General features: G+C 72.5%; 14 protein-coding genes. 9 read left to right on the top strand and 5 right to left on the bottom strand.

The window, feature by feature from the left end; genetic code table 11:
* Positions 1-44: 44 nt before the first annotated feature.
* The 7 genes from OG753_RS35610 (at position 45) to OG753_RS35580 (ending at position 5,707) form a co-directional block, all read left to right on the top strand.
* Positions 45-980, top strand: coding sequence for an MBL fold metallo-hydrolase (locus tag OG753_RS35610; protein ID WP_405791456.1), 936 nt, complete (start codon positions 45-47; stop codon positions 978-980).
* A 287-nt stretch (positions 981-1,267) separates the two neighbouring features.
* Positions 1,268-1,921 (top strand): CBS domain-containing protein, encoded by a 654-nt coding sequence (locus OG753_RS35605; RefSeq protein WP_405791455.1) that lies wholly within the window; start codon positions 1,268-1,270, stop codon positions 1,919-1,921.
* Between the two features lie 270 nt (positions 1,922-2,191).
* The gene (locus OG753_RS35600; RefSeq protein ID WP_405791454.1) at positions 2,192-3,568 is read left to right on the top strand and encodes a rhodanese-like domain-containing protein; all 1,377 of its coding nucleotides are present in this window, start codon (positions 2,192-2,194) and stop codon (positions 3,566-3,568) included.
* A gap of 40 nt (positions 3,569-3,608) precedes the next feature.
* Entirely contained in the window at positions 3,609-3,971 is a 363-nt protein-coding gene (locus tag OG753_RS35595) for a rhodanese-like domain-containing protein (RefSeq protein ID WP_405792930.1), read from the top strand.
* Complete coding sequence (locus OG753_RS35590; RefSeq protein WP_405791453.1) at positions 3,968-4,714, top strand: sulfite exporter TauE/SafE family protein; 747 nt, start codon at positions 3,968-3,970, stop codon at positions 4,712-4,714. The genes OG753_RS35595 and OG753_RS35590 overlap by 4 nt, the downstream gene beginning before the upstream one ends.
* Before the next feature lie 86 nt (positions 4,715-4,800).
* Positions 4,801-5,373, top strand: coding sequence for a rhodanese-like domain-containing protein (locus OG753_RS35585; RefSeq protein ID WP_405791452.1), 573 nt, complete (start codon positions 4,801-4,803; stop codon positions 5,371-5,373).
* Positions 5,374-5,440: 67 nt separating this feature from the next.
* Positions 5,441-5,707: a metal-sensitive transcriptional regulator gene (locus OG753_RS35580; RefSeq protein ID WP_383193679.1), complete on the top strand. Its 267-nt coding sequence runs from the start codon at positions 5,441-5,443 to the stop codon at positions 5,705-5,707.
* A 161-nt stretch (positions 5,708-5,868) separates the two neighbouring features.
* On the opposite strand, the gene OG753_RS35575 is transcribed toward OG753_RS35580, so the two are convergent.
* The 3 genes from OG753_RS35575 to OG753_RS35565 all read right to left on the bottom strand — a co-directional run bounded on the left by OG753_RS35575 (position 5,869) and on the right by OG753_RS35565 (position 8,736).
* Positions 5,869-7,092: an MFS transporter gene (locus OG753_RS35575; protein WP_405791451.1), complete on the bottom strand. Its 1,224-nt coding sequence runs from the start codon at positions 7,090-7,092 to the stop codon at positions 5,869-5,871.
* A gap of 1 nt (position 7,093) precedes the next feature.
* Positions 7,094-8,464: an NAD(P)-binding domain-containing protein gene (locus OG753_RS35570; RefSeq protein ID WP_405791450.1), complete on the bottom strand. Its 1,371-nt coding sequence runs from the start codon at positions 8,462-8,464 to the stop codon at positions 7,094-7,096.
* A 62-nt stretch (positions 8,465-8,526) separates the two neighbouring features.
* Positions 8,527-8,736, bottom strand: a complete 210-nt coding sequence (locus tag OG753_RS35565) for a hypothetical protein (protein WP_327265897.1) — start codon at positions 8,734-8,736, stop codon at positions 8,527-8,529.
* 634 nt (positions 8,737-9,370) lie between these two features.
* Here OG753_RS35565 and OG753_RS35560 point away from each other — a divergent pair.
* Both OG753_RS35560 and OG753_RS35555 read left to right on the top strand, forming a co-directional pair.
* Positions 9,371-9,739 carry a helix-turn-helix transcriptional regulator gene (locus tag OG753_RS35560; RefSeq protein WP_030724816.1) on the top strand — a complete coding sequence of 123 codons (369 nt, stop codon included), beginning with the start codon at positions 9,371-9,373 and terminating at the stop codon, positions 9,737-9,739.
* 5 nt (positions 9,740-9,744) lie between these two features.
* Positions 9,745-10,242: an N-acetyltransferase family protein gene (locus tag OG753_RS35555; RefSeq protein WP_327267029.1), complete on the top strand. Its 498-nt coding sequence runs from the start codon at positions 9,745-9,747 to the stop codon at positions 10,240-10,242.
* Here OG753_RS35555 and OG753_RS35550 read toward each other — a convergent pair.
* Both OG753_RS35550 and OG753_RS35545 read right to left on the bottom strand, forming a co-directional pair.
* Positions 10,185-11,339: an ArsO family NAD(P)H-dependent flavin-containing monooxygenase gene (locus OG753_RS35550; RefSeq protein ID WP_405791449.1), complete on the bottom strand. Its 1,155-nt coding sequence runs from the start codon at positions 11,337-11,339 to the stop codon at positions 10,185-10,187. The two genes, OG753_RS35555 and OG753_RS35550, sit on opposite strands and share 58 nt — an antisense overlap.
* Positions 11,336-12,112: an aquaporin gene (locus tag OG753_RS35545; protein WP_405791448.1), complete on the bottom strand. Its 777-nt coding sequence runs from the start codon at positions 12,110-12,112 to the stop codon at positions 11,336-11,338. Before OG753_RS35545 ends, OG753_RS35550 begins: the two co-directional genes overlap by 4 nt.

Here is a 12,112-nt window from a genome sequence, read left to right as displayed (position 1 = left end):
CGTCCATGGAATCCGGCACCGTCCGCGAAAGGAGGGCCGCTGCCATGTCCCGGTCGGCCCCGCCTCCCGCCTCCCGTCCGGCGCTGCTGAGGTTCCTCGGCGGTGTCCGGACGGTCACCGGCAGCAAGTTCCTGGTCGAGAGCGACCACGCCCGGCTCCTTGTCGACTGCGGGCTCTTCCAGGGTGTCGCGGACCTGCGCCGCCGCAACTGGGACAAGCTGCCCTGCGACGCCTCCGACATCCACGCCGTCGTCGTCACGCACGCCCATCTGGACCACTGCGGCTACCTTCCCCGCCTGGTACGGCACGGCTTCCGCGGCCCGATCCTGACCAGCGCGGCCACCGCCCGCCTCGCCGAGATCGTCCTTCGTGACAGCGCCCGCCTGCAGATGGAGGCCGCCGAGCACGCCAATCAGCACGGCTGGTCCAAGCACCGGCCCGCCAAACCGCTCTACGACGATGACGACGTCGACCGCACCGTCACATTCTTCGACCCCGTACCGGTGGGCAGCGAGATCGAGATCATGGCCGGTACGAAGCTGCTGCTGCACCACGGCGGGCACATCCTCGGCTCCGCCTGGGCGCACCTGACCCTGGAGGACGGCCACACCCTCGCAGTCAGCGGCGACCTCGGCCGCCCCGGCCACCCGCTCCTCCTGCCGCCCGAGCCGTTCTCCGGCGCCGACGTGCTGCTGATGGAGTCGACGTACGGCAACCGCCGGCACGATCACGCGAGCGCGCAGCGCGAATTCGCCTCCGTGATCATGCGGGCACTGTCCCGCGGCGGCACCATAGTCATCCCCGCCTTCGCGATCGACCGCACCGAGGTGGTCCTGCACGAGCTCGCCGCTCTGCGCAGCGACGGCACGCTGCCCCTCCACGTGCCCGTCTACGTGGACAGCCCCATGGCCTTGGCCGCCCTTGAGGTGTACCGCAAGGCCCTGCTCAGCCGCTCCGGCGAGGCCGTCCTGGTCCGCTGACCGGGGCCGAACGGCCCCCGCGGTGTGCACCGCGAGGCCCTCCCGGATCCCAGGGGGCCGGCGCGACACTGACGGGGAACGGCTGGAGGCACGTCATGACCGCCATCACCCCTCTCCTCGACGGGAGGGAACCCGAAGCACGCCAGGCCCTTCCCGCCCACGCCCACGCCCACCGCGTGGACATCCCCGCCGGACCCCGCATCTCCAAGGAACGACAGCGGGCCGCCCGCTTCTGGATCACGCCCCCACCTAAGCGACATGCCGGCCCACGCAGCTGAGGACCAGCCATGACCTCCACCCCGTACACCGTCGACGACGTCATGACAAAGACGGTCGTCACCGTCACCGCCGCCGCCGAATTCAAGGAGATCGCCACCGCGATGGAGCGCTGGAAGGTCACCGCGGTCCCGGTCATCGAAGGCGAAGGCCATGTCATCGGCGTCGTCTCCGAAGCCGACCTCCTCACCAAGGAGGAGTTCCACGCACAAGGGCCGAGCCTCATCGAGCAGATGCGCCGCCTCGGCGACACCGCGAAGGCCGGATCGGTCCGCGCCGAACAGCTGATGACCAGCCCTGCCGTCACGGTCCGCCCCGACGCCACGCTCCCCCAGGCCGCCCGCCTGATGGCCGACCGCCACATCAAACGGCTTCCGGTGGTCGACGCCGATGGCACCCTCCTCGGCATCGTCAGCCGCGCCGACCTCCTGAAGGTCTTCCTCCGCTCCGACGACGACCTGGCCGCCGAGGTCCGCCGCGAGGTCGTCGAGCGTCTCTTCCCGCTCTCGCACCGTGACATCACGGTCGACGTCACGCACGGCATCGTCACCCTGACGGGAAGGACCCGCGACCCGCACCTCGTCCCCGTCGCCACACGCCTCGCCCGAGCCGTCGAAGGTGTGGTCGGCGTGCACTGCCGGCTCGAAGGCCCCCCATCCGCGTGAGCGCCCCGTTCGGCCCGAGGAAGCCGGCCAGCTCGCCCGATGCCGGGTGTGAGTTCCTCCACCCCGACCACCGCCCCGTAGCGCTTGGCCGGTCCGCCGAGCTCGATCGCATCCATGGCGCCCAGCCCACCGGGCTGCGAACCGGCCCGGACCGACAGGCAGCGAGCGGAGCACCGTCCCTGGACAGGGCGAAAAAAATACCCCCCGGGGTACTCGTGCTACGCTCGAAATATACCCCCGGGGGTAATTCTCGACGCAAGGAGCGACAGCGTGTTCTTCATCGACACCCTTGATCTGGAAGGGCTCGGCAACCGCAGCTACCTGGCGGGCGGCGCCCGCGCAGCCGTGGTGGTGGACCCGCCGCGCGACATCGACCAGGTGCTCACGGCGGCGGCCCGGCGCGGCGTGCGGATCTCCCACGTCGTGGAGACCCACATCCACAACGACTACGTCACCGGCGGCCTGGACCTGGCCCGCCTCACCGGCGCCGCCTACCTGGTGCCCGCCGCTGCTGCGGTGTCCTTCGCCCGCACGCCGGTCCGGGACGGCGACACCGTGACGGTGGACGCGGGAATCACGCTGCGGGCGCTGGCCACCCCCGGCCACACCCCGCACCACACCTCCTACGTCCTGGAGGAGCAGGGTGCGGCCGTCGCCGTGTTCACCGGAGGCTCCCTGCTGATCGGCACGGTCGGACGGCCCGACCTGGTGGAGCCGCGACTGACCGAGGAGCTGGCCCGCGCCCAGCACGCCTCCGCACGCCGACTGGCCGCCGAACTGCCGGACGAAACCCAGGTGCTGCCCACCCACGGGTTCGGCAGCTTCTGCTCCTCGGCCCAGGCCGACGGGGACGCCACCACCATCGGCAAGGAGAAGGCGGGCAACGACGCCCTGGTCCAGGACGTCGACGCCTTCGTCTCCGCCCTGCTGGCCGGGCTCGAAGACGTGCCCGCCTACTACGCCCACATGGGGCCGGCCAACGCCGCGGGCCCCGCTCCGGTCGACCTCACCGCACCGCCCGTGGCGGACGCCGCTGACATCGCCGCCCGCCTGGCCGCCGGGGAGTGGGTGGTCGACCTGCGCAACCGCATCGCCTTCGCGCAGGGGCACGTCGCGGGGTCCTTCAACTTCGAGGCCGACGGGAAGATCGCCACGTACCTGGCGTGGATGATCCCGTGGGGCAAGCCCGTCACCCTCCTCGCCGAATCCCCCGAGCAGCTGGCGAAAGCACAGCGCGAACTGACCCGGGTCGGTATCGACCGGCCCGCGGCCGCAGCCACCGGGGAGCCGGCCGAGTGGCTTGCGGCGGGTGAGCGGCTCCGGAGCTTCCCGCGGGCGACGTTCGCCGACCTCGCCGCCCTGGACCCGTACGAGCACCGGATCGTCCTGGACGTACGGCGGGAGTCCGAACGCGCGGAGGGCTGGATCAAGGACTCGGTGCACATCCCGATCCACCAGCTCCACCGCCGCCAGGACGAGGTACCGGCCGGAGTGGTGTGGGTCCACTGCGCGGGCGGCATGCGCGCGGGGATCGCGGCCTCCCTGCTCGACGCCGCCGGGCGCGACGTCGTGGCCATCGACGACTCCTTCGACGCCGCCGGGCGCTCCGGCCTCCCGATGGCCACCGGACCCCGCACCGACAGCTGACGACTCGCCCTCCCCGTTCCCGACGAGAGAAGGACCCATGATGTTCCTCTTCCGGCGCCGCCCCGCCCGCACGACCCCAGCCGCTTCCCATCAGCGCACCCGTGACGAGGGCGTCGTCCTGCTCGACGTACGCGAAGGGGCGGAATGGACAGCCGGGCACGCACCCGGCGCCGTGCACGCACCGCTTTCCGCACTGCTGGCCGGCGCCGACCTGCCCCGGGCCGCCCAGGGACGGCCGCTGATGGTGATCTGCCGCTCCGGGCACCGGTCCCAGCAGGCCGCGAGACTCCTGACCGAACGGGGCGCCGTGGCCGTCGTCGACATCACGGGCGGCATGAACGCCTGGGCCGCAGCGGGACTTCCGGTCGTCGACGCCCGCGGAAGCCGCGGCTCGATAGCGTGAGCACGCTCGTCCTCGCCCTGATCGCCGGAGCCGTTGTCGGCTTGGCACTCGGCGCCCTGGGAGGCGGCGGCAGCGTGCTCGCCGTCCCGGCCCTGATCTACTTGCTCGGCTTCACCCCGGCTGCCGCCACCACCGCATCCCTGATCATCGTCACCGCCACCTCCGCCGCCTCTCTCTACGCCCACGCCACCTCCGGCAACGTCCGCTGGAGAACCGGCGCCCTCTTCGCAGCCGCCGGCATCCCTCCCGCCGTGGCGGCCGCCGCCCTCTCGGCACACCTGCCCGGACGACTGCTCACTGCGGCGTTCGCAGCCGTCGCGGGTCTCGCTGCGCTGCGCATGTTCACGTCCCCCGCGCCCGATAACGGGCTCCGCCCGGTCCGTCCCGTACGGGCCGCCGGAGCCGGCGCGGGCCTGGGTGCGGTCACCGGGTTCCTGGGCGTCGGCGGCGGGTTCCTCGCCGTCCCCGCCCTCGTAGGAATACTGGGTCTGAGGATGCGGGTGGCCGTCGGGACCAGCCTGCTCGTCATCACCGTCAACTCGCTCGCCGCACTCACCGTCCGTACGGGCGGCGCCGCGCCCCTGGACTGGGCGGTCGTCGCGCCCTTCACCGGGGCGGCGATCCTCGCCGCCCGGGACGGGCAGCGCCTGGCCGCCGCGATCAAGGGCCCGAGCCTGCAACGGATCTTCGCGGTCGTGCTGCTGTGCGTCGCGGTCCTCATGCTCACCGACGCGGTCCGCTGACAGCGGATCCACCCCACGGCCACACCCCGCAGCACGCCCGGTATCCGCACCGGGAACCGCCCACAACCAGCAGGAGACAGTCCGCCATGACCACCCCCCACACCCTCAGCGCCCACCAGGCCCACGCCCGCGTGCACGAGCTCACCGTTCTGGACGTGCGCACTCCCGGCGAGTACACCGCAGGTCACCTGCCCGGAGCCCTGAACATCCCGCTCGACCGGATCTCACGCGCCCTTCCCGCCATCCGCCACGCCGCCGACCGCGGCGACGTTCTCGTCGTCTGCGCCTCCGGAGCACGCTCCGACAGCGCCTGCCGGACGCTCGCCGAGCACGGCATCGTCACTGCCACCCTCACGGGGGGAACCGGCGCGTGGACCGCAGCGGGACACGACCTCCACCACCCCGAGCAAGCCTCGCGCACGGCGTGGGGCATGGAACGCCAGGTCCGTCTGACCGCCGGCGCCCTCGTCCTCGCAGGTCTCGGGCTCGGGCTGATCCACCCCGCCTTCCAGCTCATTTCCGCCGCAGTCGCCGGCGGCCTCGCCTACTCGGCCCTCACCAACACCTGCGGCATGGCGGCCGTCCTCGCCAAACTCCCCCACAACCGGCCTCGTCCCGGCGACATCAATGCCACCCTCGCAAGCCTCCTCAACCGCTGACCCGCGAGGAGCGAATACCCCCTGGGGTACCATGGAGGCGAACAGCACACCACACAGGAGGCACCCGGTGAAGGTCGACGACGACGCGGTCAGCTCAGTCCTCAACCGGCTGCGCCGTGCCCAGGGACAGCTCGCCGGCGTGATCGCCATGATCGAAGCCGGCCGCGACTGCAAGGACGTCGTCACCCAACTCGCGGCCGTCTCCAAGGCACTCGACCGCGCCGGATTCAAGATCGTGGCCAGCGGCATGCGCCAGTGCATGAACAACGCCGACGGAACCCAGGCCCCCATGACCGAGGAAGAACTCGAAAAGCTCTTCCTCGCCCTCGCCTGACAGCCACCCGGAAGACGCTCCCGCACGCCGCCCTGCGGTCGTCAACCGCCGTGTGCGAACCAGTGGCCGTGACCGCCGTGCACATCACCAGGGCACTATGCCGGCGTCCTCGAAGAACTGGCCGGTCGGCCGCGCCAGTTCGATCCGGGAGACGCTGAAGGTCATCCGCTCGGGCCGTTGCCCGGACGAGTCCCGAATGCTGCGACAGCGGCGGTGATCGACAGTGCGGCAAGCAGGGCGAAGAGTGCGGGGTAGCCGCCGAGGGGTCCGGCGAGGAGGGCACCGGCGAAGGGGGCGAGGGCTGCGGCCGCGTGGGCGGGTGCGCCGAGGAGTCCGGAGAGTCGGCCGTAGTGGGTGGTCCCCCAGCGGTCGGTGACGGCGGTGGCCTGGAGGAGGGTGAGGTTGCCGCGGATCACACCGGCGAGGACGGACACCGCGACGAGCAGGGCGTAGGGGCCGGCCACGGTGGAGAGGGCTGCGGTGGTGAGGGCGCCGAGTGCGATCAGGGTGACGGTGCGGGCGGTGACGCCGAGGTGGCGGGCGAGCATCGCGTACAGGGCGCGGCCGACGGTTTGGCCGGCGCCGCCGAGGCCGAGCGCCCATGCGGCTTGGGTGGTGGTGTAGCCGCGTTCGATCAGGAGGGGGACGAGGCCGATGACGACGGCGTACATCGCGAACGCGGACAGGGTGAAGGTGACGGCCAGCATCCAGAACGCCCGGCTGCGCACCACGCCCTCGTGGCCGCCGGTGACGTGCGGCGGGCTCGGCGGAGCCGGCGGCCAGGGGGCTTTCAGTGCGATCGCGTGGGCCGGGACGGTCAGAGCCGCGAGGATGCCGGCGAGCACTACGTAGGTGGCGCGCCAGGACATGTGGTCGGCGAGCATCGCGGTGAGGGGTGCGAAGACGGTGGAGGCGAGGCCGCCGGCGAGGGTGACGATCGTGAGCGCGCGGATGTGGTCGGGGCCCCACCAGCGGGTGAGGGCGGCGAAGGCGGGCTGGTAGAGGATGGCGGCCATGGCAGCTCCGGCGAGCAGCCATCCGGCGAAGAAGACGGCCAGGTTGGGCGCCGCGGCTATCACCAGCAGGCTCAGCGAACCCAGGACGGAGCCTGCCGTCATGACGATGCGGGGGCCGCGGTGGTCCAGGGCGCGGCCGACGTAGATCCCGGCGACGGCGGAGACGACGAGGGCGGCGGAGAACGCCGCGGTGGTTGCGCCCGCGCTCCAGCCGGTGTCGGCGGTGATGGCCGGGTTGAGGACGATGAAGGCGTAGTAGACGATGCCCCAGCTGGTGATCTGGGTGAGGCAGAGGGCGGGCAGGACGGCGCGTGGCCGCGACCGGACCTCCGTCCCGGTCGCGGCCACGCCGCTTTGAAGGTCGCTCACCTCAGCAGCCGCCGGTCGAAGCGGGAGCGGGAGCTGCGCCGATGGTGAGGGTGGCCGGGGCCGCGCAGCACCCGCCACCGGTCTCTTCCGCGGCTGCGGGCTCGTCGAAGAGGCCGGCGCCCCCGCACACCCCGGTTTCGGGGAGGGTGAGTTCGACGCGCTCGGCGGCTTCCTGGTCGCCGGCGAGGTGGGCGGCGACGGAGCGGACCTGCTCGTAGCCGGTCATGGCGAGGAAGGTGGGGGCGCGTCCGTAGGACTTCATGCCGACGAGGTAGACGTCCTTCTCCGGGTGGGAGAGCTCGTTCACGCCGTGGGGGTAGACGGTGCCGCAGGAGTGCTGGTTCGGGTCGATCAGCGGCGCCAGCTCCACCGGCGCCTGGAGCCGCTCGTCCAGGCCCAGGCGCAGCTCGTCCAGGAAGGACAGGTCGGGGCGGAGGCCGGTGAGGACGATGATCTCGTCGACCGGGTCCAGGCGGCGGCCGTCCTCGCCCACCAGGGCGACGCGGCCGTCGCCGGTCTTCTCGATGGTGTCGGTGCGGAAGCCGGTGACGGCGTCGGCGTAGCCGCCGTCGACGGCTGCCTTGGCCGCCAGGCCGAGGGCTCCGCGGGCGGGCAGCTGGTCGGCCGCGCCGCCGCCGAAGGTCGAGCCGGAGATCCCGCGGCGCAGGATCCACGTGGCGTGAGTCCCCCGGCCGTCCTCGGACTTGGCGAGGTCGGCGAGGTAGGCGAGGGCCGTGAAGGCGGAGGCGCCGGAGCCGATGACCGCAGTGCGCTTCCCGGCGTAGCGGGCGCGGACGGCGGGGTCCTTCAGGTCCGGAACGCGGTAGGTGATGCGGTCGGCGGCGGCCTTCTCGCCGAGGGCGGCGATTCCGCTGCCGCCGGCGGGGCTGGGGGTGGACCAGGTGCCGGAGGCGTCGATGACGGCGCGGGCGAAGAGGCGCTGCTCGCGGCCGTCGGCGTTCTCGTAGTGGACGACGAAGGGCTGCGCGTCCCGTTCGGCATCGACGACGCGGTCGCGGCCGGTGCGGGAGACGCCGGTGACGCGCGCGCCGTAGCGGACCTGCTCGCCGAGCACGTCGGCCAGCGGCTGAAGGTAGCGCTCGGCCCAGTCACCGCCTGAGGGGTAGGTGTCCTCGGCGGGCTTGGTCCAGCCGGTCGGGGCCAGGAGCTTCTCGGCGGCCGGGTCGACGAGCTCGCCCCAGCGGGAGAACAGCCGTACGTGAGCCCACTCGCGCACCGCGGCCCCGGCGAGCGGGCCGGCTTCCAGGACGAGGGGGGTGATGTCGCGGTCGAGGAGGTGGGCTGCTGCCGCGAGTCCGGCAGGGCCGGCCCCGATGACGACGACGGGCAGCTCGGTGGTGGTCTCACTCATGACATGTCTCCGGGTCTTAGTGCAGGTGGGCGGATGGGCGGGTGGGCGAGGGCTCTACGTGGTCAGCAGCAGCCGGCGCCGGTGGCGACGGCCTCGCGCTTGGCCTGCGGTTCGCAGCAGGCTCCGGCTGCTTCCGCGCCCTCGCTGCTGCCGCAGCAGGGTGAGGACTGGGCGGGCGCCACCTCGGCGGCGGGCTGCGCGGGGGCGGTGCCGCAACAGGAGCCCGTCGTCGCGGCGCGGTTCGGGCTGGTGGCGGTGGTCCACTCGTTCATGACAACTCCCTTTTGTTTCGAAGTTCGTCTATGGCTTGCGTGATCAGCATGGCACTTGTATCGATAGACGTCAACATAGACATTCATCTAATTCTTGGAGGCTGCTGCGGAACACGTGGAAGCCGTCGTCATCGGGGGCGGGCAGCCGGGGCCGGCCGCGGCGCGTGCGCCGGCCAGGGCAGGACCGAAGCCGGTGGCGCCGGAGGCGCCGGACCGGGGGCCGGGCTCATGGCCGTACTACTACGACAGCCCGACCCTTGTTCTCCCCGACCCGGTTCGGCGCACCGCCCGGCATGCCGTTCGGCGGGGACCTGGACCGCCAGGTCGTCTCTTTTGGATCTTGTCGGTCGGGCCCGCGTCGCCCGGTGCCGTGCATCGCAAGGCGGAGGAGTGCCGTTGTACTGGACGTACTGCGGTGCTCCGACAACGCGGCGAGGTGCGGTGCCGGGCGACGCGGGCCTGGGGGCACCTCCCAGCGGTAGCTGGGGGAGCAAGATCCGAAAGAGACGACCTACCCGCACCGGGGGCGAGGTCGCCGGCCGGAGCGCCGCCCGGACGGCCCGCCCTCCGGCCTCCCACCTGACCCGCAGCCGACCCCCTGCCCTCTTGGTTCGATGTGTGTCAACATAGACGTATGTCGAATGTGAAGGTTCTGCCGCTGCTGGAGCCCGACGTCGTCGCGGCCTGCTGCCCGCCTCTGAACGAGCGCCCGATGTCGGCCGAGGAGGCCGAGGTCGCGGCGAAGATGTTCAAGGCCCTCGGTGACCCCGTGCGCCTGCGACTGTTCTCCGCTGTCGCCTCCCACGAGGGCGGGGAGGCGTGCGTGTGCGACATCTCCGACGTCGGTGTCTCCCAGCCCACCGTCTCCCACCATCTGAAGAAGCTCAAAGAGGCCGGGCTGCTGTCCTCCGAGCGCCGGGGTACGTGGGTGTACTACCGGGTCGAGCCGTCCGTGCTCGCCGCCATGGGCGCGCTGCTGGCCGGCGCCGCGAAGACAGCGTGACCGGCGTGACCGGCGTGCGGATCGAGGCGCTGCTCCCCGAGCACGCCGAGCAGGTGCTGGGCATCTACCGGTCGGGGATCGACGAGGGCAACGCCACCTTCGAGACGAAGGCCCCCGAGTGGGCCGCGTTCGACAAGGCCAAGCTGCCCGACCACCGCTTCGTCGCCCTCGACGACGACGGCCGGGTGCTGGGCTGGGTCGCGGCGAGCGCGGTCTCGGACCGGTGCGCGTACGCGGGCGTGGTCGAGCACTCCGTCTACGTCCACCCCGACGCCCGCGGCCGCGGCGTCGCCCGCACGCTGCTGGACGCACTGGCCGCCTCGACCGAGGCAGCCGGGATCTGGACCATCCAGTCAGGGATCTTTCCCGAGAACACCGCCAGCCTCGCCGTCCACGCACGAGCCGGTTTCCGCATCATCGGCACGCGTGAGCGCATCGGCCGCCATCACGGGGTCTGGCGCAACGTCGTACTGCTGGAGCGCCGCAGTTCCGTGGCGGGCTGACTGCCCGGTACGCGGTTTCGGTGTCGGCGGTCCGGTGCACACTCGAGGAAGCGAGCGATCTCCCGGGCCGCATCCCTGGCGGGGCGGCCGACGCCGATGAGGGTGGCTGAAGCGGGGCCGGTCCAGTCGCCGTAGCCGAGCAGGTGCAGGCGGGGTTCGTCCGCGGTGCGGGTGCCGTCCATCGCGATGCGGCCACGGCTCCCGCGCAGGCGCAGCGAGGCGAAGGGGGCAAGGGCAGGGCGGAAGCCGGTGCACCAGATGACCGTGTCCGCCTCGGCCCGGGTGCCGTCGGCCCACTCGACCCCGGTCGTGGTGAGGCGGGTGAACATCGGTCGGGCGCTGAGGAGTCCGGCGTCGCGGGCGGCGCGTACGGGCGGGACGGCCACGATGTCGCCGAGGGAGGCGACGCCGCCGGCGTCGGTGCGGCCTTCGTCGAGGGCGCGACGGCGGGCGGTCGCGTGGTCGAAGAGGGCGCGGCCGTCGATGTCGTCGGCGAGGTAGCGGGGCGGGCGCTGGGCCACCCAGGTCGGATCGACCCCGGCGTGGGCGAGGTCGGCGGCGATCTGCGCGCCGGAGTTGCCCCCGCCCACCACGACCACGCGCTGCCCGGCGAACCCGGACGGGCTGCGGTACTGCACGGTGTGCAGCTGGCGGCCCTGATAGTCCCGCCGGCCGGGGACGGTGGGCAGGAAGGGGCGGGTCCACGTTCCGGTGGCGCTGATGACCGCCCGGGCCGTCCACGATCCGGAGCACGTCTCGACCCGTAGGCCGGGCCCGTCGCGGTGCACGCTGTCGACCCGGGTGCCGCGCTGAACGGGGAGCGCGTACCGCTTCTCGTAGTCGGTGAGGTAGTCGACGACGTGGGCGCCGTCCGGGTAGAGCTCGCCCGGCCGAGAGGGCATGAGCCGTCCGGGCAGGGAGGAGTACTGCGCCGGGGAGAAGAGGCGCAGGGAGTCCCAGGTGTGCTGCCAGGCTCCGCCGGGCGCCGTCTGGGCGTCGAGGATGACGTGCTCGATGCCCAGACGGCGCAGGTGGTATCCGGCGGCGAGCCCTGCTTGGCCGCCGCCGATCACCACCACGTCCGCGCGCCGCGTCATGCCGAGGGCGTTCCGTCGTGAGTCCTGGGGCGCATGAAGATGACCGCTACCAGGGCCAGGCCCACCGCGGCGCCGATCAGCTGCATGCCGATGAAGCCGGGCACCGAGCCCGGGGCGATGCCCGCGAACGTATCGGTGAAGGCGCGGCCGATGGTGACGGCCGGGTTGGCGAAAGAGGTGGAGGAGGTGAACCAGTACGCGGCGCCGATGTACGAGGCGACAGCGACGGGCGCGAAGCGGAGGCGGTCGGTTCGCGCCAGGCCGAAGATCAGCAGGATCAACCCGGCCGTGGCGATCACCTCGCCGAGGAGGAGGTTCCCGGCGGAGCGGTCGTGGGTGGACCACTTGACCAGCGGCTCACCGAACATTGCGTCCGCGAGGACGGCGCCCGCGATGGCGCCGACGATCTGCGAGGGCACATACACGGCCAGCTCACGGGCGGTGACGCCGGCGCCGCCTCGGCGGGCGGTCCACCACTCGGCCAGCGTCACGGCGGGGTTGAAGTGCGCGCCGGAGACCGGGCCGAGGAGAGCGATGAGGACGCCGAGCCCGAAGACCGTGGCGGTGGAGTTGGCCAGCAGCTGCAGGGCCACGTCCTGGGTGAGCTTCGTGGCCTGGATTCCCGAGCCGACGACGACCGCCACGAGGGCCGCGGTACCGACCAGCTCGGCGGCGGCGCGGGCGATCAGCGGGGTGCGGGGCGGCGTCGCGCCGGGTGCGGGCTGGGGCTCGTCGGCAGGTATCGGGGTGCCGACGGGCTCGGTGGCGGTCAA

The organism is Streptomyces sp. NBC_00029 (assembly GCF_045160505.1).
Classification (GTDB): Bacteria; Actinomycetota; Actinomycetes; order Streptomycetales; family Streptomycetaceae; genus Streptomyces.
This window is presented reverse-complemented; position numbering and strand designations above follow the sequence as displayed.